The following is a 17,771-nucleotide window of genomic DNA, read 5'->3' as shown; positions in this document are numbered from 1 at the left end:
ATCTCTATGGAGGAGACAATGACAGAACTCGGTTTTCAGCTTTACAGCGCCCGTAATTTTCAACCTTTTTCCGATATTCTGAAGAAGCTCTCAGCGGCAGGTTACAAACACGTGGAGGGTTACGGCGCCATGTATGCTTCGCTGGATGAAGCCGGCCTGAAAGGTCTGCGTGCCGAACTGGACGCCAACGGCCTGAAAATGCCCACCGGTCATTTCGGTCTCGATCTTCTTGAAGGCGATCCCAAAAAGGCGCTGAATATTGCCAGCGCTCTGGGTGTGGAAGCGATCTATTGCCCTTACCTGATGCCCGACCAGCGCCCTAACGATGCCGCCGGCTGGTTCGCCTTTGGCAAGCGCCTGCAGGAAGCCGGAAAGCCTTTTGTGGATGCCGGGCTGGTCTTCGGTTGGCATAACCACGACTTCGAGTTCAAGACGCTTGGCGATGGTTCAACGCCGCAGGAGCAGATATTTGCCGGTGGCCCCGACCTGAAATGGGAGGCGGATATCGCCTGGATTATCAGGGGCAATGCCGATCCGCTCGCCTGGATCGAAAGCTACGGCAAGCGCATCACCGCCGTGCACGTGAAGGACATCGCGCCCGCAGGGGAGAATAAGGATGAAGATGGTTGGGCCGATGTCGGCCACGGCACGGTGGACTGGAAAGGCCTCGTCGCGGCGCTGAAGACAAAGTCCGCCACGAAACATTTCGTGGTCGAACACGACAACCCGAAGGACATCGATCGACTGATTACCCGTTCTATCGCGTCGTTCAAAACCTATTAAGTCTCAGATTTCGGAGTTTCATCATGGCCAGAGATCTTGGCGTCGGCATCATCGGATGCGGCAATATCTCGTCTGCTTATTTTTCGCTGGCACCGCTCTTCAAGGGCATAAAGGTGCTGGCCTGCGCCGACCTCAACCGCAATGCAGCGGAACTGAGAGCGGAAGAATTCGGTGTTGTCGCGCAGTCCATCGAGGAATTGCTCGCCAACCCGGAAATCGACGTGGTGGTGAACCTTACAATCCCCGACGCGCACTTTCCGGTGTCAAAAGCAGCCCTTGAGGCGGGCAAGCACGTCTATTCGGAAAAGCCGCTGGTGCTTTCGCTGGAGGAAGGCGAGGAGCTACGGCGCATCGCTCGCGAGAAAAATCTCTCCGTCGGCTGCGCCCCGGATACTTTCCTCGGCGGTGCGCATCAGCTTGCCCGGCAATATATCGATGACGGCAAGGTCGGCCGCATTACGTCGGGCACATGCCATGTGATGAGCCCCGGCATGGAAATGTGGCACCCCAATCCGGGCTTCTTTTTCCTCAAGGGCGGCGGGCCGATCCTCGATCTCGGTCCGTATTACATCGCCAATCTTATCAACCTCATTGGCCCGGTGAAACGTGTCGGCGCGCTCACCTCGATGGCAAATCCGACCCGTACGGTGACCAGCCAGCCGCTGAACGGTGAGGTCATCCCTGTCGAGACCCCGACAAATATCCATGCCCTACTGGAATTCGTGAATGGTGCGACGATCACGCTTTCGGCGAGCTGGGATGTCTGGTCGCATCGTCATGCCAATATGGAACTCTATGGCACGGAAGGCTCGATCTACGTGCCGGATCCGAATTTCTTCGGCGGTGTTGTCGAAGCCAGCGGTCGCGACAAGAATATCCAGCCGCTGGAAGACTGGGCGCACCCCTTCGGCATCGCCAATCAGGAAAGCCCGAACGGTCCGCGTGCAAATTACCGCACGGCCGGTCTTGCCGATATGGCGATTGCCATTCTGGAGGGGCGCGACGCCCGCTGCTCGCTGGATCGTTCCCTGCACGGTATCGACGTGATGACGTCGATCCTGAAGTCCGGCGAAGAGGGCCGTTTCATCGAGATGACGACGACCTGCACGCAGCCGGCCGCGCTCGGCATTGAGGAGGCGCAGGCGTTGCTGCGCTGAGGACGGAAGATCATTGCTTGAAAAGCGGTGCAGGTAACTTTGCCGCTTTTCGTGATTTCAGCTAGGGCCTTCACAAATTCCCCGCTTTGCTTTAAAGCCGCCCCTGTAATCCGGTCGCAGCCCACCCGGTCAAAACAAGGGATCCCAACTTATGAAAACCATCGTCATCTGCTCCGGCGGATTGGACTCCGTTTCGCTTGCGCATAAAATCGCCGCGGAACATGAACTTTTAGCTCTCGTCTCCTTCGATTATGGCCAGCGCCACAGGAAGGAACTGGATTTTGCCGCCGATTGCGCCAGACGGCTCGGCGTGCCGCATCATGTCATCGACATCAGAACCATCGGCGCGCATCTCACCGGTTCCGCACTGACCGACGATGTGGAGGTGCCTGATGGCCACTACGCCGAAGAGACCATGCGCTCCACCGTGGTGCCGAACCGCAATGCCATCATGCTCACCATCGCTTTCGGCCTGGCTGCCGCGCAACAGGCGGAAGCAGTGGCGATTGCCGTTCATGGCGGCGATCACTTCATCTACCCGGATTGCCGGCCGGGCTTCATTGACAGCTTCAACGCCATGCAGGCGCATGCGCTTGAAGGCTATGCTGATGTGAAACTTTTTGCGCCCTACGTCACCGTTTCCAAGGCGGCCATCGTGACCGATGGCGCGAAATATGGAACGCCCTTCGGTGAAACATGGTCCTGTTACAAGGGCGGCTTGCGTCACTGCGGCCGCTGCGGCACCTGCGTGGAGCGGCGCGAAGCCTTCCATCTCGCCGGCGTCACCGATCCGACAGACTATGAGGACCCGGATTTCTGGGTGGCCGCGACCCATGCTTTTGCGGCGCAGGAGGTGCGTTGATGTTCCGCATCACCAAGGAATTTCACTTTTCCGCCTCGCACCAGTTGAAAAGCCTGCCGTCGGATCACCAGTGCAATCGGCTGCACGGGCATAATTACATCGTCGAAGTGGAACTGTCAGGCGAAGAGCTGAACGAGCACGGTTTCGTGCGCGACTATCACGAGCTCGCACCGTTGAAGCGCTATATCGACGATCATTTTGATCACCGTCACCTGAATGATGTCCTCGGCCATGACCGGGTCACGGCGGAATGCCTGGCGAAGCATTTCTATGACTGGTGCAAGGATCGTCTGCCTGAAACCAGTGCCATCCGCGTCAGCGAAACCGCCAAGACCTGGGCAGAATACCGGCCATGACGGCGGCCCGACAAAAGAGTGCAGCGAAGGACACCACGATCCGCATCAGTGAAATCTTCGGCCCGACCATTCAGGGCGAAGGTCTGCTGATCGGTCTGCCGACGGTTTTCGTTCGCACTGGCGGCTGCGACTATCGCTGTTCCTGGTGCGATACGCTGCACGCGGTCGATAGCGATTATCGCGACACGTGGAAACCGATGCCGGTCGATGCAATCTGGCAGGAGGTGCGGCGGCTTTCCGGTGGCGTACCGCTGACGGTCTCGCTGTCTGGCGGCAATCCGGCCATCCAGCCGCTTGGGTCGCTGATCGCAAAAGGGCACGGTGAAGGCTATCGTTTCGCGCTGGAAACGCAGGGCAGTATCGCCAAAGACTGGTTTGCCGATCTCGACCATCTGGTTCTGAGCTCCAAGCCGCCATCGAGCGGCATGGGAACGGACTGGCAGGCTTTCGAAGACTGTCTTGCCGCTGCCGGCGAGGGGCCGCAGGTGGCCCTGAAGATCGTGGTCTTTGACGATGCGGACTACGCCTATGCCAAAGCGGCATCCGCGCGTTTCCCGTATTTGCCGGTTTACCTCCAGCCCGGCAACCACACCCCGCCGCCGCCGGATGATGACGATGCGCGTGTCGATATCGATGGTGTAATGGAGCGGATGTTGTGGCTGGTGGATAAGGTTAGCGAAGATCGCTGGTTTTCCGCCCGCGTGCTGCCGCAGCTGCATGTGTTGTTATGGGGGAACAAGCGCGGGGTGTGAAGTTGCGCGGGAGTGAAATTCCAGGCTTTAGTTTGCGTCCTCAAGAAGCGCACAATGTATTGAGCGAGTGTAAGCCGCTTGTTTCTTCTCCCCCAGTGCGAGACGTCCGCGGCAGCGGGATGAGGGGTCAAGCTCTCCGAAATCCGGCAACGTTGCCCCCTCATCGACCCTTCTGGCCACCTTCTCCCCTCGGGGAGAAGAAACCTGCGGCAAAGTGATGCCGCAGGTTGTTCTTTCACATCAAGCCGAAACGGCCAACTCGCGCCTCTCCCGATCCGCAATGATCGACAGATCGAGTACCTTCTGCAGATTGGCGGCGTGGCGGAAGTCGGGATCGGCGACGCCGCCTTCCATCACGGCCTTGGCGAATTTTTCGTAGTTCGTCGGCACGGGATCGACATCGATCGTCTTCCAGATCGCCTTTTCCACATCCTCGCCGATGCAGGCACGCAGGCTGGAATAGTCGGGCGTGTGAATGACTTCGAGTGCGCCCTTGTCGCCGTGGATGCGCAAACGAAGTTCGTTGAGGTGGCCCGTCGCCCAGCGGCTGGCATGGATGACGCCCATGGCGCCGTTTTCCAGTTCGGCCGTCATGGTGAAGCTGTCATTTGCATCCAGATCGTAAGCGCCGATCTTGTTGCCCTCATATTTGTCGAAGGTCTTCAGCCGAGTGAAGATGCGTTGCACATCGCTGCCCGCGCCATAAGAGGCGAAGTCGAGTATGTGGATGCCGACATCGCCCAGCACGCCGTTCGAGCCGTGCTTGGTGGAAAGCCGCCACAACCACTTACTCTCTGTCATCCAGTCACCCCAGGCCTTGGAAACGAGCCAGCTCTGGAGATAGGAGGCTTCCAGATGGCGAACCTTGCCGATCTTGCCGGCCAGCACCATCTCGCGCGCCGCCTGCAAGGGGGCGACGTTGCGATAGGTGAGATTGACCATGGCAACGAGGCCGGCCTTTTCGGCCGCGTCGGCCATTTCGGCGGCATTCGCGTAGTTTTCCGCCAGCGGTTTTTCGCAGAAAACGTGCTTGCCCGCCGCGAGCAGCTTCAGGCTCGTGGGGTGATGGATGGCATCGGGCGTGACATTCGCCGCCGCATCGAATTCACCCCAGGCAATGGCGTCATCCAGCGAAGTGAAAGAGAGCGCGATGTTATGGCGCAGCGCAAAGGCCCGTGCCACCACGTCGTCCACATCCACCGCCGCAACCAGTTCGACGCCGGGGATCTGAGAGAAATATGTGGCATGGTTGTTGGCCATGCCACCGGTTCCGAGAATGAGAAGTCTCATGCCAGTATCTCCAAGCCCTTACCTGTAACCTGCTTCGCCTGCCTTATGCAGCTTGGGACCACGTTCCTCTATAGGCTCGAGCGCCTTATCGACGGGAACATTCGGCGCGTCGTGAATACTCTTCAGGGCGCCGACCGGATTATAGGCCCATTTTACAGAATTGCTGATGACCTTCTGCACATTGGCGTCGTGATAGGTCGGATAAGTTTCATGGCCGGGGCGGAAATAGAAGATATTGCCGGCACCACGACGCCAGGTGAGACCCGAACGGAAAACCTCACCGCCCTGGAACCAGGAAATGAAGACGGTCTCGAGCGGCTCCGGTACGGAAAACTGCTCGCCATACATCTCCTCGTTTTCCAGCTCGAAATGCTCGGGCAGGCCGGCGGCGATCGGGTGGCGGGGATTGATGGTCCACAGGCGTTCGCGTTCGCCCGCCTCGCGCCACTTCAGTGCGCAAGGCGTACCCATCAGGCGCTTGAACGGCTTGGAGAAGTGGCCGGAATGCAGGACGATGAGGCCCATGCCTTCCCAGACGCGCTTGGCGACGCGCTCCACAATGTCATCCTGAACTGCGCCGTGGTCCTTGTGGCCCCACCAGACGAGAACGTCGGTCTTGTCGAGGCGCTCCTGTGAAAGGCCGTGCTCCGGCTCCTGCAGCGTGGCGGTGGTGGCGTTAATCTCGGGATTTTGGTTCAGCGCATCGGCGATGGTGTTGTGCATGCCGTTTGGATAGATCGAACGCACCGTCTCATTGATGTGTTCGTGAATATTTTCGCCCCATACAACGGTGTTGATGGTCATTCTCATGCTCCTTGGTGAAAGCCGGCTACTTGGGTTGTCCCGGCGGAAGTTAGGTTCAGGCGGCGCCGCGAGCGGGGTTGCGGGCAATGGCCCGGCCCTCGGCGTCAAAACGGTGGATCTGCGCCGTATCCGGCACGATGGTGATACGCTCGCCCGCCTTGCGGCCGGTCACGCCCTCTTCACGTACGACAACAGGCTCGCCGGCGCCGATCTCGACATAGATGTAGCTGTCCGATCCAAGCATTTCCGAATGCACGATTTCTCCACTCCAACCGCTGCCGTCGCTGGCGATGGTGATATGTTCCGGCCGGACACCGATCGTTTTTGCGCCTTCTGATTCCGCATACTTGCCTGCCAGGAAGTTCATCTTCGGCGAGCCGATGAAGCCGGCGACGAAGGTGTTGACAGGACTTTCGTAAAGCTCGAGCGGCGTGCCGATCTGCTCGACCCGACCGTCGCGCAGGACGCAGATGCGGTCGGCGAGTGTCATCGCCTCCACCTGATCGTGGGTGACGTAGATCATCGTCGTGTCATGCATCGAGCGATGCAGCTTGGCGATCTCGAGACGCGTGGCCACGCGCAGCGCCGCATCGAGGTTGGAGAGCGGCTCGTCAAACAGGAAGACCTTCGGATCGCGCACGATGGCGCGGCCGATGGCGACACGCTGGCGCTGGCCGCCAGAAAGCTGCTTCGGCAGGCGCTCCAGATAGGGCGTGAGCTGCAGCATCTCCGCTGCCGCTTCGACGCGCTTCTTGCGCTGTTCTTTGTCTGCGCCAGACAACTTCATGCCGAAAGCCATGTTTTCGAACACGGTCATGTGCGGATATAGCGCGTAGGACTGGAAGACCATGGCGACGCCGCGTTTGGCGGGCGGCAGGCGGTTTACTGTCTCACCGTCGAAGGAGAGCGTGCCGCCGGTGATTTCTTCCAGCCCGCATATGAGGCGTAGCAGCGTGGACTTGCCACAGCCTGAAGGGCCGACAAAAACCATGAATTCGCCGGAGCGGATATCCATGTCGATGCCCTTGATGACATCGAAGGCGCCAAAGGATTTGCGAAGATCGCGCAATTGAATGGTGGTCATGATGTTTCTCCTAGCCTTTGACGCCGCCGGCCGTGAGGCCGGAGATGATGCGTCGCTGGAAGATCAGAACGAGGACGACGAGGGGCGCGGTAACGATGACGGACGCGGCCATGATCGTTCCCCAGGGAATTTCGAACTGTGAGCCGCCCGACAGCAGCGCGATGGCGACCGGCACCGTGCGTTGCTCGTTCGATGAGGTGAAAGTGAGCGCGAAGAGGAACTCGTTCCATGCCGCGATGAAGGCGAGGAGCCCCGTCGTGACGAGCGCAGGCCACATCAAAGGCATGAACACCTGTGTGATGATGACCCAGGGCGATGCGCCGTCAACGATGGCCGCTTCCTCGATTTCGATCGGCAGGTCGCGCATGAAGGTTGTCAGGACCCAGACCGTGAAAGGCAGGGTGAAGATCATATAAGAAAAGATCAGCGCCAAGGGCGTGTTGAAGATGCCCGCCCAGCGGATCAGTTCAAACAGGCCGGCGAGAACGGCAATCTGCGGGAACATCGAAACCGACAGAATGGTGAGCAGCAGCAATGCGCGGCCTCGGAAGCGGACGCGAGCAAGCGCATAGGACGCGGTGACCGCCAGAAACAGCGACAGGATGACGACGGATGATGCAACAAGCAACGAATTGCCGAGATTGCGCAGGAACGTGCCGTTGCCAATGACGAAACTGTAATTGGTGAGCGAAAATTCGCGCGGCCAGTAATTAACCTGGAACAACGCCGAGCCCGATTTCAGACTGGTCAGGATCGCATAATAAAACGGGAATACCGAAATCACCATGATGACGGCGACCAGCGCATAAAAGGCGGTGGTCTTCAGGATGCTGGGCAAGGTCATCGCTGGGCTCCATCGGTGTTGACACGCCCGAGCCACATATAGATGACCGTGATCGAGGCGATGATGAGGAACAGCATGGTGGAGGCAGCGGCGCCATAGGCGAACTTGTCGAAATCGAACAGATTCTCGCGCGCCAGCACCGACATGGTGCGGGTCTGGGCATTATTCGGCGTCAGGATGTAGATGAGGTCGAAAACGCGCATCGCATCCAGCATACGGAAGATGACGGCGACCATCAGGGCAGGGCGGATCATCGGCAGGGTAACGCGGAAGAACACCTTCACGGGGTGGATGCCATCCACCTTGGCCGCTTCATACATGTCCTTCGGCACCATTTGCAGACCGGCGAGAATGAGCAGCGCCATGAAGGGCGTGGTCTTCCAGATGTCGACGATAAGCACGGCGATCATCGCGGTCTCGGGGTTGGCGGTCCAGGCGATCTTGTTGGAGATCAGGCCTAGATTAAGGAACAGGTCATTCAAGATGCCGAACTGGTCGTTCAGCATCCACGCCCACATTTGCGCAGAGACGATGGTGGGAATGGCCCATGGCACAAGAATGGCAGCGCGCACGAGGCCGCGTCCCTTGAATTCGGCATTCAGCACCAGAGCGACGATGAGGCCGAGCACCGTTTCGAGGCTGACCGAGACGATGGTGAATTTCAGCGTGTTGAGAACCGCCCCCCACCATGCGGGATCTGCAAGAAGGCCTCGATAGATCGTGCGGCCGCTGCTGAGCGTGATCCAGGTGAGATAGTTCTTGAGGCCGACGAATTGTGCTCCCTCCAGATTGGTGAGCGAGGCGTCGGTGAGGCTGAACCACACGGTGCGCACGAGCGGCCAGCCCGCCACCAGCGCCAGCACGAGAAATGTGGGGGCAAGGAACAGCCAGGCGGATTTCAAGCGTTCTGACTGTAGATCGGAACCTGTGCCGGATGCCGTGACCGGTCTTTGAAGGGCGATGTCGTTCATGGGGATATCTCGCGGTTAGGGCGCGGGAGACGATCAGGCGAGACCGTTCCCGCGCGGGCCGGATTACCAGCCGTTGCCTTTGAGATCGGTCAGTTCAACCTCGAGAAGCTCAAGATTTTCAGCGGCCGTGCCGTTGCCGGAGAGCGTGTTGTGGACCGCACCCCAGAACTTGGCCGAAACCTCGTTATATTTCACCTTGGCCGAGGCGGAAGGACGCGGGACGGCGGTCTGGAAGATCGGCTTCCATGTCGGCATGAAGGGCTGCGCGGCCGCGACATCCTTGTCGTCGTAAAGCGAAGCGATCGTCGGCATGTTGGAAAGCTGAACGGCGCGCATCTTCTGGGTTTCCTTGGATGCGATAAACTTCACGAGCTCAATGGCAGCTTCCTGGTTGGCTGAATATTTGGATACGGCGAGATTCCAACCGCCGAGCGTTGAAGCCGGTGCCTCGCCCTCGGCGCCAGCCGGGAGCGGTGTTACGCCGAACTTGCCCTTGATGGCGCTGTCGTCGCCATTGCCGAGCGCGTAGGCGTAGGGCCAATTGCGCATGAAGACGGAGTTGCCGGTTTGCCAGACGCCGCGCGCTTCCTCTTCCTTGTAGGCAAGCACGCCCTGCGGCGCGATGGTGCCGACCCATCCCTTGGCAGTTTCGATGGCGGCAGCAGCCTTTTCATTGTTGACGGAGATATCGCCATTGCTTTCGACAATATGGCCGCCGCCGGCGGAAGCAATCCATTCCAGGGCATTGCAGGTGAGGCCTTCATAGGCGCTGCCCTGGAAGACAAAACCCCAGAGGTCCTTCTGGCCCGCTTCACGCTCCTTGTCCTGGATTTCCTTCGCGGTTTCGCTCAGCTCCTTCCAGGTTTTCGGCGGTTGCTTGCCGTATTTTTCGAGCAGGTCCTTGCGATAGAACAACGCGGGCGCGTCTGTGAACATCGGCATGGCGACGAGTTTGCCGTCCACGGTTTGCGATGCGACGATGGAGGGGAAATGATCTCCGATGACATCCTTGGTCGCCGCGGTCAGGTCCACGAACTGGTCGGCAAGCTGCGGCGCCCAGATAACGTCCGTCTGGTAGACATCGACATCCTTGTTACCCGCGGCAAGCCACAGCCGGTACTGGCTGAACTGCTCGCTGGAGGATGATGGCATGGTGACGAGATTGACCTTGTGGCCGGTTTGTTTTTCGAAAGCCGCAATGCGTTCTTTGAAGAATGCGACGTTCTTGCCGGTGGAATTGGCGGCGATGGAAATCTCGGCCGCCTGCGCGGAAACGGCGGCGGAAAGTACGCTGCCGCACAGGAACAAAGTCTTCATGGAAATATTCATTGTCAAACTCCTCCGTTGACGCTCCCGATTGTCCTCAAAATTGAAAGCGCTTTTGACTAAAAGGAAGCTCGCAAAAGCCGGGCAATCTGTCAATACTCTTTCTAATCGAGCGAAAATCGGGCGTTTTTGCCTGCAAATTTTCACCATTTGCCTTTCAAGATGATGGACTGTAAGGTTTCAGGTGGGAAGAAATTGAAATCGTTTTCAATTTTTGTCGACTTGAAAATTCCGCAGCGGCGACGCATGCAGGGGGCGAATTGGCAAAAAAACATGAAGCTCAAGGAATTCGCAGAAAAGGTTGGCCTATCGCCCACCACCGTTAGCAGAGCGCTGGGCGGCTATCCCGAAGTGCGTGAGGAAACGCGTCAGCGGGTCATGCAGGCTGCGCTCAAATACGGGTATTTGCCGAATGCCAACGCGGTGCGGTTGGCAACCGGCAGGGCCGGCGCTATCGGTGTCGTTATGGGCCGGTCGGGCGGAGGACATTTCTTTTCGGAATTCATGGGCGGCATGGCCACCCGGCTGGAACGGGAAGAGACCGACATTCTCGTCAGCGTGACAGTTGACAACAATCTCGATGAGGAGCTGGCTATTTTCAGCCGGCTGGCGGCGAGCGGTCGTGTGGATGGCATTATCGTGCACTCACCGCGTCCGGAGGATGAGCGTATCGCGCTGCTCAACCGGCTCGGCGTACCCTTCATCGTGCACGGGCGCTCAAAGACACCCTTCGAACATGCCTGGCTCGATATCGACAACCATGATGTGACCTATCGCCCGACGATCCATTTTCTCGAGCGCGGCCACCGGCGTATAGCCCTCATCAATGGGCCGGTCGGACGAACCTTCGTACGGGATCGTGAACAGGGTTTCCGCGAGGCGCTGGCTACCCACGGCATTACGCCCGATCCGCGCTTCATGATGAACGAGCACTTCAGCGAAGAGACCGCGTTCCGCTTCGCCCGTTCGCTGCTGGAGCAGACACCGCGCCCGACAGCCTTTGTTGCGGGTGCCATGATGACGGCACAGGGCGTCTACCGTGCTGCGACCCAGATGGGGCTGACAATCGGCAAGGATGTTTCCGTCATCGCCCATGACGATGTGTTTCCTTACCTCACGCCTGAAAGCATGATGCCGCCGCTTTCCACCACCCGCTCGCCCATGCGCATGGCGGGAATAAGGGTGACGGACCTTCTTCTGCAGATCATCGGCGGTCGCCCCGTCCGCGAGGTTCAGGAACTGTGGCCTGTGGAACTGATTTTGCGAGAATCGGTTGGCCCTGCCTGAGCTTTGGGCCATAGCTCACTGATTCCACTCCATTTTGTGAACGCCGATTGAGAACGTTCGCCTTTAGTCATCTATACGACAGCATCGTCTCATGTATAATCGGAAGGGTATCGGGTTCATGGAACAGAGACCCGGACCGGCGCGTTGAGGGACGTGTCGATGGAGGACGATGGATGTTTGAATTTCTAAAACCGCAACAGCAGCCTGTAATCGATGACGTCGAGGCGACCGGCACCTATGCCGATGCGTTGCTCAACGTAACGAGCCCGGAATTGACACGTTCCACGGCGCGCGAACACGGGCATGAAGCCCATTCACGCGATTATTGTGAAAATCGCGACATTTCCCGTAGCGCTCTCGGTTTTGCCTGAGCGATCACGAAATCTTCCTCGAAAGAAACGGAACGGACGGACCGCGCCTGCGTTTCCTTCCTACGACCCGCAGGGCGGCGCAACTTGATCCAGAGGACCTTCCCGGCTTTATGACCGATGGGCGAACTGGGTGTTGCGCCGTCTGAGTGGCGGCGTTGCAACGCAGTGTCGCGATAGATCAAGAGCAGCGACTTCCGTGAGGTCCGCCGTGCTGACATCAGGAGACCGCAATGACGACAATTCCGGTTGAGCCCTATCCGGAACCGCCGATGCCGGTTCCACCCCAGCCCGACATCCCCCCGATCAAAGAGCCGGAGCCCGATCGTTTGCCGGACGAGGTGCCCACACCCAATCCCGACGAAAACGACGAGCCCCCGAAGGTGTTTTAGGCCGGATCGGGTGACTCGAATTTTTTGCTCACAAAAGGTGAGTGCGCGAGTCCGAAACGCCAGGGATAATCGATCGCTCGGCTGATGCCGATCCGCCTGCCGATGCTGACGGCGGTTGCCGTTTTCGGCAGCTGCAGGAAAAAAGATGGCGCCTCGAGCGCGGCGCCGTCCATCTCTCCCGTGATGGCCATTGCCTGGCAAAGCCTTCCCGGGCCGGAGCATAGGAGTCTGAGTTTGTCAGTTCCCCGTCGCAGTTTCATCATGTCGATACCGGTTCGCGGTTCGATCGCGCGAAGAAGCACGGCTGAACCCGGGGAACAGACGAAGTTGGCGCACCAGTGAATGCCGTACGACCGGTAGACGTAGAGACGTCCGGCCGGCCCAAACATTGCCCGGTTGCGCGGGGTTTTCCCATTGAAACTGTGCGACGCCGGATCATCTCGATGATAAGCTTCGGTCTCGACGATGACGCCGCCGGTATTGCCGACGCGAAATTCCGCTCCGATGAGCGCGCGGGCCACATCCACTGCGTCGCGAAGGAAAAAACTCTTGTCCATTTCCGGACCAAAGACCTGATTCATCGGAACCCCTTCCACGCTATGTCGTTCTGAAGTGAGCTTTTACTCATTTCCCGCATCGGCCTTGTCGATGAATTCCAGCCGGAGGGCATGTCATGCAACTTTCGACGACTTATGTAAAACGCAATGACGGATCTATCTCCGTCGAGTTTGCCGGCAGCGAAGGCGATCACGTTTCGGTTCGCCTTGCCGATGGCCTGGAAGGGATCGACGACGCGGAAGCGATTAAACGGGCGAGCGCCGTGATGGTCCAACTCACCGCATTTGGAACGCGCCAGGGTGCCGACGCACCCTCGCAATTTTCCCGGCTTGGAACGGCTCAGAATGATGGAACGCGCGATCAGGGTGAGCGCGTGCAGGCGAGCGCCCGGACCGCGAGGGACCGTGACGTTCTGGAGGAGGAGCTGGAAGAGGGGCTGGAGGACAGCTTTCCGGCCAGTGATCCCGTCTCGGCGACCGTTACCTCCATCGCCTCGCGAAAAGGGGGGCTGTGACATTGACTGTTCGTAAAGTCGCTCTCGTCACCGGGGCCGGTTCAGGTATCGGACGCGCCGCCGCCCTTCATCTCTCCACCCAGGGTTTTTCGCTCGGGCTGCTCGGGCGCACGCAATCCGAACTGGAGGACGTTGCCTACGACATTACGGCCCGTTCCGGCGCCTCGAAAATTCTCATCGCCGACGTGTCGGATGAGGAGGCCATGCGGAGCGCCGTTGCAGCGCTGGTGGAGGATTTTGGCCGCCTTGACGTCGTGGTGGCCAATGCTGGCGTCAACGGTGTCTGGGCGCCTATCGATGAACTCAAACCCTCGGAGTGGGACGACACGATACGCATCAATCTCCGCGGCACCTATCTCACGGTTCATGCCAGCGTGCCACATCTGAAGGCGGCAGGCGGCGGTTCCATCGTCATTGTCTCCTCGATCAACGGCACGCGCACCTTCACTTCGCCCGGCGCGACCGCCTATTCGGTCACAAAGGCAGGGCAGCTTGCCATGGCCCAGCAACTGGCGCTGGAGCTTGGGCGGCACCGCATCCGTGTCAACGCAGTGTGCCCGGGTGCGATCAAAACGGCAATCGACGAGAATACGAAGATACGCGCACGGGAAAAAACCGAGGTGCCGGTTCGCTTCCCCGCGGGAGATATTCCGGTGACGGGCGGTGTGGCGGGAACGAGCGAGGATGTCGCCGAGCTGATCGGTTTTCTCGCCTCCGATGCGTCCCGCCACGTGACCGGCACACCGGTCTGGATCGACGGCGGCCAGGGGCTTCTCCGCTAGATGCTTCTCCGGCGTCATGCCCGGAGACCATCACGGGCTTGTGTCCCTATGATTAACGAAAGGGTAACGTCTGTTCACGAGACTTTGTCCATGGATGAGGTTGCCGTGTTGTGGCCACCTTCGATAGTTAAGCGTCTGCCGGAAAGGCGGGCAAATCAGGCGGGCAGAAATATCCATGGGTATGCAGGCTGTGCTGAACTTCGCGGTGGCGGGGTTGCGGCAAAAGTTCAAGACGGGGGCAAGACTGGCTGCGGTCATCGCGATCGGCGGTAGCCTTGCCGCGTGCACCTCAATGGGTCTCGACAGCGTGAAAAAAGACCCGCCGAAGCTGTCGTCCAAGATGATGGCGCAGATGTCAGTCAAAAGCATGCGTCCGGAAAGCCCGGTTCTCGTTCGCATCTTCAAGCAGGAGAGCGAGCTCGAGGTCTGGAAGATCGACAAGACCGGCAATTATGCGTTGCTGAAGACATATCCCATGTGTCGCTGGTCCGGAAAACTCGGGCCGAAGATGAAAACGGGAGACCGTCAGGCGCCGGAGGGTTTTTATCATGTCTCGGCCGGCATGTTGAACCCGAATTCGCAATATTACGTCTCATTCAATCTCGGTTACCCCAACCGGCTGGAATCCGCGCTCGGCTATACCGGCGAGGCGCTGATGGTGCACGGCGCCTGTTCGTCTTCCGGCTGCTACGCGATGACAGACGCGCAGGTGGGTGAGATCTATGCCATTGTCGCGCGTGCGCTGCAGGGTGGGCAGGACCGCTTCCAGGTCCAGGCCTATCCCTTCCGCATGACCGCAAGGAACATGGTGGCGCACCGGAACGACCCCAACATGCCCTTCTGGAAGACGCTGAAGGAAGGTTACGATTATTTCGAGGTGACGCGCCGCCAGCCCAAGGTCTCCGTCTGTGGCCGCCGTTATGTCTTCAATAGTGAATTTGCCGAAGGCGAGCCTGCCGATCCGCTGGCAGCATGCCCGCCGGCCGTCAACCAGAATGACCCGCTGGTGGCATCGAGGCTGGCCGAGGAGCAACAAAAACTTGCCGTGGCGATGAGCGAGGGAACTTCCGCCCCCCTCAGCGCGTATGTAGACGGCGGCATGCATCCGAGCTTCCGGGCCATACTGAAATCGAGCGGCGCCAAGGCAATGGCATCGCAGGTTTCCGGCACGAAGTACCCTATAAGCCGCCCCGAGGCGGCGCTGGCAGATCCCTTTGCCAGTGTGAGATGACGTAAATGAGGTTTTTCAATTGAACGAGACGATGACGACCCGGCGGGGTTTCCTGCTTGGAGCAGGCGGTTTGGCACTGGCCGGACTTGCGGGTTGCAACACCACGGCACGTGAAACTGCGAGGCCGGCCGCTCCGGCGGAAGATCCGATGTACGCGCTGATGTACGGCCCGAAACCGGACGAGCAGTTCCCGCTGCCGGAAATTCCCTATAAGCGCATTCCGCGCCAGTTCCTGCGGCAGATGGTGGCGAACCCGACCGGCGAGCGCCCCGGCGTGATCGTGGTCGATACTGCCAACCATTTCCTTTATCTGACCTATGAAAACGGGCAGGCCATGCGTTACGGCGTGGGTCTTGGCCGCGCGGGCTTCGAGTGGTCGGGCCGCGGCGTCATCCAGTTCAAGCGGCAATGGCCGCGCTGGACACCGCCAGACGAAATGATCGCCCGTCAGCCGGAGCTGGAGCCTTATAGCAGCCGCAATGGCGGCATGGAGCCGGGTCTCAAGAATCCGCTCGGTGCGCGTGCACTTTATATCTTCAAGGATGGCAAGGACACGATCTATCGTCTGCACGGCTCGCCCGAATGGTGGACAATTGGCAAATCCGTGTCTTCGGGCTGCGTTCGCCTGCTGAACCAGGACATAGTCGATCTCTACAATCGCGTGCCCGATGGGACGCCGATTGTGGTGACAGCGCTCGGTCCCGCACAGCAGCGTGTGCCGATTGGTCAGGAAGGCGTGCCTGTCGCGCAATATGGCAATGGCGCGGTCGGTGACGGCTTGTCACAGCCGATGCAGACCTACTGACCTAAGAGATCTGGGCCGCCGGCAACGGCGGCTCAACCGCGTCGGGCGGTCCGCTGTCGGTATCATTCATGGCGTTGTACCTCCCAGGTAAACGACGCAGCACGTTACCGGTGCCCCGCCGGAACAGCGGGGCTTAGCCAGGGAATGTGTTCTGGCACAGCCCTCTAGCCGACTGCGCGGCTCATGGGCAACATTTCATCGAAATGGACCGGACCGGCCATAACCAGCGGCATGCTCGCCTCAAGGCAGGCGGAGATGAATGCTTCCCGTGCCACTTCCGCGGCTTCGAGCCTGGACAGCGCGGCGCGGCATTTTTGCACGGCGCGCTTATAGCGTTCACCACGGCGAAGCGGCCATTCGTTTTCCAGAAAATCCAGGGCGTCGTAAACGCTGAGAAACGATCTCTCAAGGCCGCATTGCATGCGCACCCGAACAGGCGCTCTAAACAAAACTTCCGGGCTGTTCATCTTTACCTCCAATCTTAAACAACCAGATCAAGAAGCCTGAAAAATATTGGAGCGGCGGCGCCCCGGATCAAGATCGGACACACAAATTTTCGCTGCGCCGATAAGCGTCGGCACCTAGCGTTGTTCTTTATCCTCCCTGTGCGGACAATGCTTCATCATTTTGTCGATGGCCGCCCTATCACCTGCAAACCGTTCAAACAGTTCTGCCGCCTGCACCAAGCCCAACGCATATAGTTCCTGAATCTGTTCGATGATCGTGTCCCAGCGCGTGGTGTAGCTGGATTTCATAGCCATCGGTGATTTCCGGTAGGGTCGGGTTGCTTAGATCCAACCTGAAGGACACCACCGATGACCGACGATATGATGAACCTGCGCTCACTCGTTGAGAAGAGTGCCGACGCCGATTTGCTCCGGGATATGATCGGCTTTGCTGCCGAGAAGTTGATGGCACTGGAAGTCGGGGCGAAGACTGGCGCGGGATATGGCGAGAAGAACGGCTTTCGACTTGCCCAGCGCAACGGCTACCGCGATCGAGACTGGGAGACACGAGCAGGGACCGTCGAGCTGCGCATTCCCAAGCTTCGCACAGGCAGCTACTTCCCGAGTTTCCTGGAGCCGCGCCGGATGGCGGAGAAGGCTCTGACGGCGGTCATCAGGAGGCTTACATCCAAGGCGTTTCGACCCGATCCGTAGATGATCTCGTCAAGGCCATGGGCATGAGCGGCATCTCCAAGAGCCAGGTATCGCGGCTCTGCGAGGAGATCGACGAGAAGGTGAAGGCCTTCCTCGACCGTCCTATCGAGGGCGAGTGGCCATACCTCTGGATCGATGCCACCTATCTGAAGGTTCGTCGCGGCGGACGCATCGTCTCTGTCGCTGTCATCATCGCTGTCGGCGTCAACACCGACGGTCGACGCGAGGTGCTCGGCATGGAGATCGGCACTTCAGAAGCAGAAGCGATCTGGACTGAGTTCCTGCGCAAGCTGACCAGGCGAGGCCTGCGCGGCGTGAAGCCTTGCTGTCTCCGATGCGCATGAGGGCATCAAGGCAGCGGTGTCGAAGGTGCTGTCCGCCACATGGCAGAGGTGCCGGGTCCACTTTATGCGCAATGCGCTTGCCCATGCCGGGAAGAGCGGAC

At 59.3% G+C, this 17,771-nt stretch carries 21 protein-coding genes and 1 pseudogene; 13 read left to right on the top strand and 9 right to left on the bottom strand.

Annotated elements, in window-relative coordinates; translation table 11 throughout:
- Window positions 1-18 precede the first annotated feature (18 nt).
- The 5 genes from AGR2A_RS17035 to queE all read left to right on the top strand — a co-directional run bounded on the left by AGR2A_RS17035 (window position 19) and on the right by queE (window position 3,910).
- Window positions 19-783: a sugar phosphate isomerase/epimerase family protein gene (locus AGR2A_RS17035; RefSeq protein ID WP_072493592.1), complete on the top strand. Its 765-nt coding sequence runs from the start codon at window positions 19-21 to the stop codon at window positions 781-783.
- Between the two features lie 23 nt (window positions 784-806).
- The gene (locus tag AGR2A_RS17030) at window positions 807-1,940 is read left to right on the top strand and encodes a Gfo/Idh/MocA family protein (RefSeq protein WP_072493591.1); all 1,134 of its coding nucleotides are present in this window, start codon (window positions 807-809) and stop codon (window positions 1,938-1,940) included.
- 151 nt (window positions 1,941-2,091) lie between these two features.
- Complete coding sequence (queC, locus tag AGR2A_RS17025) at window positions 2,092-2,802, top strand: 7-cyano-7-deazaguanine synthase QueC (protein ID WP_004438501.1); 711 nt, start codon at window positions 2,092-2,094, stop codon at window positions 2,800-2,802.
- On the top strand, window positions 2,802-3,158 hold the full coding sequence (gene queD, locus AGR2A_RS17020) for a 6-carboxytetrahydropterin synthase QueD (protein ID WP_004438504.1): 357 nt from the start codon (window positions 2,802-2,804) through the stop codon (window positions 3,156-3,158). Before queC ends, queD begins: the two co-directional genes overlap by 1 nt.
- Window positions 3,155-3,910 carry a 7-carboxy-7-deazaguanine synthase QueE gene (gene queE, locus AGR2A_RS17015; RefSeq protein ID WP_072493590.1) on the top strand — a complete coding sequence of 252 codons (756 nt, stop codon included), beginning with the start codon at window positions 3,155-3,157 and terminating at the stop codon, window positions 3,908-3,910. The genes queD and queE overlap by 4 nt, the downstream gene beginning before the upstream one ends.
- 240 nt (window positions 3,911-4,150) lie before the next feature.
- On the opposite strand, the gene AGR2A_RS17010 is transcribed toward queE, so the two are convergent.
- The 6 genes from AGR2A_RS17010 to AGR2A_RS16985 all read right to left on the bottom strand — a co-directional run bounded on the left by AGR2A_RS17010 (window position 4,151) and on the right by AGR2A_RS16985 (window position 10,232).
- A complete protein-coding gene (locus AGR2A_RS17010) occupies window positions 4,151-5,200 on the bottom strand; it encodes a Gfo/Idh/MocA family protein (RefSeq protein ID WP_072493589.1) in 1,050 nt (349 codons plus the stop codon).
- Window positions 5,201-5,218: 18 nt separating this feature from the next.
- Entirely contained in the window at window positions 5,219-6,004 is a 786-nt protein-coding gene (locus AGR2A_RS17005) for a ThuA domain-containing protein (protein ID WP_004438513.1), read from the bottom strand.
- A 55-nt stretch (window positions 6,005-6,059) separates the two neighbouring features.
- Complete coding sequence (locus AGR2A_RS17000) at window positions 6,060-7,088, bottom strand: ABC transporter ATP-binding protein (protein ID WP_060942155.1); 1,029 nt, start codon at window positions 7,086-7,088, stop codon at window positions 6,060-6,062.
- Window positions 7,089-7,098: 10 nt separating this feature from the next.
- Window positions 7,099-7,932, bottom strand: coding sequence for a carbohydrate ABC transporter permease (locus AGR2A_RS16995; RefSeq protein ID WP_004438518.1), 834 nt, complete (start codon window positions 7,930-7,932; stop codon window positions 7,099-7,101).
- Window positions 7,929-8,903: a carbohydrate ABC transporter permease gene (locus tag AGR2A_RS16990; protein WP_004438520.1), complete on the bottom strand. Its 975-nt coding sequence runs from the start codon at window positions 8,901-8,903 to the stop codon at window positions 7,929-7,931. Before AGR2A_RS16990 ends, AGR2A_RS16995 begins: the two co-directional genes overlap by 4 nt.
- A gap of 63 nt (window positions 8,904-8,966) precedes the next feature.
- Window positions 8,967-10,232, bottom strand: coding sequence for an ABC transporter substrate-binding protein (locus AGR2A_RS16985; protein ID WP_004438522.1), 1,266 nt, complete (start codon window positions 10,230-10,232; stop codon window positions 8,967-8,969).
- Window positions 10,233-10,502: 270 nt separating this feature from the next.
- Here AGR2A_RS16985 and AGR2A_RS16980 point away from each other — a divergent pair, with 270 nt between their 5' ends.
- From AGR2A_RS16980 to AGR2A_RS16970, 3 genes are all read left to right on the top strand, one after another.
- Window positions 10,503-11,516 (top strand): substrate-binding domain-containing protein, encoded by a 1,014-nt coding sequence (locus tag AGR2A_RS16980; RefSeq protein ID WP_037091219.1) that lies wholly within the window; start codon window positions 10,503-10,505, stop codon window positions 11,514-11,516.
- 173 nt (window positions 11,517-11,689) lie between these two features.
- A complete protein-coding gene (locus AGR2A_RS16975; protein ID WP_006698591.1) occupies window positions 11,690-11,887 on the top strand; it encodes a hypothetical protein in 198 nt (65 codons plus the stop codon).
- A 230-nt stretch (window positions 11,888-12,117) separates the two neighbouring features.
- Window positions 12,118-12,276 carry a hypothetical protein gene (locus AGR2A_RS16970; RefSeq protein WP_004438532.1) on the top strand — a complete coding sequence of 53 codons (159 nt, stop codon included), beginning with the start codon at window positions 12,118-12,120 and terminating at the stop codon, window positions 12,274-12,276.
- Here the strand turns inward: AGR2A_RS16970 and AGR2A_RS16965 are convergent.
- Window positions 12,273-12,857: a DNA-3-methyladenine glycosylase gene (locus AGR2A_RS16965; protein WP_072493588.1), complete on the bottom strand. Its 585-nt coding sequence runs from the start codon at window positions 12,855-12,857 to the stop codon at window positions 12,273-12,275. The genes AGR2A_RS16970 and AGR2A_RS16965 overlap by 4 nt on opposite strands.
- Before the next feature lie 92 nt (window positions 12,858-12,949).
- Between AGR2A_RS16965 and AGR2A_RS29630 the strand changes: the two genes are divergently transcribed.
- The 4 genes from AGR2A_RS29630 to AGR2A_RS16945 all read left to right on the top strand — a co-directional run bounded on the left by AGR2A_RS29630 (window position 12,950) and on the right by AGR2A_RS16945 (window position 16,166).
- Complete coding sequence (locus tag AGR2A_RS29630; protein WP_072493587.1) at window positions 12,950-13,348, top strand: hypothetical protein; 399 nt, start codon at window positions 12,950-12,952, stop codon at window positions 13,346-13,348.
- Window positions 13,345-14,130, top strand: a complete 786-nt coding sequence (locus AGR2A_RS16955) for an SDR family oxidoreductase (protein WP_035211057.1) — start codon at window positions 13,345-13,347, stop codon at window positions 14,128-14,130. The genes AGR2A_RS29630 and AGR2A_RS16955 overlap by 4 nt, the downstream gene beginning before the upstream one ends.
- Before the next feature lie 175 nt (window positions 14,131-14,305).
- Window positions 14,306-15,361, top strand: coding sequence for a L,D-transpeptidase family protein (locus AGR2A_RS16950; protein ID WP_167378224.1), 1,056 nt, complete (start codon window positions 14,306-14,308; stop codon window positions 15,359-15,361).
- 19 nt (window positions 15,362-15,380) lie between these two features.
- Window positions 15,381-16,166: a L,D-transpeptidase gene (locus tag AGR2A_RS16945; RefSeq protein ID WP_072493585.1), complete on the top strand. Its 786-nt coding sequence runs from the start codon at window positions 15,381-15,383 to the stop codon at window positions 16,164-16,166.
- A gap of 164 nt (window positions 16,167-16,330) precedes the next feature.
- Here AGR2A_RS16945 and AGR2A_RS16940 read toward each other — a convergent pair whose 3' ends face one another.
- The gene (locus AGR2A_RS16940; protein ID WP_004438551.1) at window positions 16,331-16,633 is read right to left on the bottom strand and encodes a DUF982 domain-containing protein; all 303 of its coding nucleotides are present in this window, start codon (window positions 16,631-16,633) and stop codon (window positions 16,331-16,333) included.
- Between the two features lie 114 nt (window positions 16,634-16,747).
- Complete coding sequence (locus AGR2A_RS29625; protein WP_167378210.1) at window positions 16,748-16,927, bottom strand: hypothetical protein; 180 nt, start codon at window positions 16,925-16,927, stop codon at window positions 16,748-16,750.
- Between the two features lie 54 nt (window positions 16,928-16,981).
- Here AGR2A_RS29625 and AGR2A_RS16935 point away from each other — a divergent pair.
- A pseudogene (locus tag AGR2A_RS16935) lies at window positions 16,982-17,771 on the top strand (IS256 family transposase); the annotation flags it as partial.

The organism is Agrobacterium genomosp. 2 str. CFBP 5494 (assembly GCF_900013495.1).
Lineage (GTDB): Bacteria > Pseudomonadota > Alphaproteobacteria > Rhizobiales > Rhizobiaceae > Agrobacterium > Agrobacterium pusense.
This window is presented reverse-complemented; position numbering and strand designations above follow the sequence as displayed.

Coding starts and splice junctions, on each gene's coding strand:
- AGR2A_RS17035 (WP_072493592.1), top strand. CDS start 19: ATGACAGAACTCGGTTTTCAGCTTTACAGCGCCCGTAATTTTCAACCT.
- AGR2A_RS17030 (WP_072493591.1), top strand. CDS start 807: ATGGCCAGAGATCTTGGCGTCGGCATCATCGGATGCGGCAATATCTCG.
- queC (WP_004438501.1), top strand. CDS start 2,092: ATGAAAACCATCGTCATCTGCTCCGGCGGATTGGACTCCGTTTCGCTT.
- queD (WP_004438504.1), top strand. CDS start 2,802: ATGTTCCGCATCACCAAGGAATTTCACTTTTCCGCCTCGCACCAGTTG.
- queE (WP_072493590.1), top strand. CDS start 3,155: ATGACGGCGGCCCGACAAAAGAGTGCAGCGAAGGACACCACGATCCGC.
- AGR2A_RS17010 (WP_072493589.1), bottom strand. CDS start 5,200: ATGAGACTTCTCATTCTCGGAACCGGTGGCATGGCCAACAACCATGCC.
- AGR2A_RS17005 (WP_004438513.1), bottom strand. CDS start 6,004: ATGACCATCAACACCGTTGTATGGGGCGAAAATATTCACGAACACATC.
- AGR2A_RS17000 (WP_060942155.1), bottom strand. CDS start 7,088: ATGACCACCATTCAATTGCGCGATCTTCGCAAATCCTTTGGCGCCTTC.
- AGR2A_RS16995 (WP_004438518.1), bottom strand. CDS start 7,932: ATGACCTTGCCCAGCATCCTGAAGACCACCGCCTTTTATGCGCTGGTC.
- AGR2A_RS16990 (WP_004438520.1), bottom strand. CDS start 8,903: ATGAACGACATCGCCCTTCAAAGACCGGTCACGGCATCCGGCACAGGT.
- AGR2A_RS16985 (WP_004438522.1), bottom strand. CDS start 10,232: ATGAATATTTCCATGAAGACTTTGTTCCTGTGCGGCAGCGTACTTTCC.
- AGR2A_RS16980 (WP_037091219.1), top strand. CDS start 10,503: ATGAAGCTCAAGGAATTCGCAGAAAAGGTTGGCCTATCGCCCACCACC.
- AGR2A_RS16975 (WP_006698591.1), top strand. CDS start 11,690: ATGTTTGAATTTCTAAAACCGCAACAGCAGCCTGTAATCGATGACGTC.
- AGR2A_RS16970 (WP_004438532.1), top strand. CDS start 12,118: ATGACGACAATTCCGGTTGAGCCCTATCCGGAACCGCCGATGCCGGTT.
- AGR2A_RS16965 (WP_072493588.1), bottom strand. CDS start 12,857: ATGAATCAGGTCTTTGGTCCGGAAATGGACAAGAGTTTTTTCCTTCGC.
- AGR2A_RS29630 (WP_072493587.1), top strand. CDS start 12,950: ATGCAACTTTCGACGACTTATGTAAAACGCAATGACGGATCTATCTCC.
- AGR2A_RS16950 (WP_167378224.1), top strand. CDS start 14,306: ATGGGTATGCAGGCTGTGCTGAACTTCGCGGTGGCGGGGTTGCGGCAA.
- AGR2A_RS16940 (WP_004438551.1), bottom strand. CDS start 16,633: ATGAACAGCCCGGAAGTTTTGTTTAGAGCGCCTGTTCGGGTGCGCATG.
- AGR2A_RS29625 (WP_167378210.1), bottom strand. CDS start 16,927: ATGGCTATGAAATCCAGCTACACCACGCGCTGGGACACGATCATCGAA.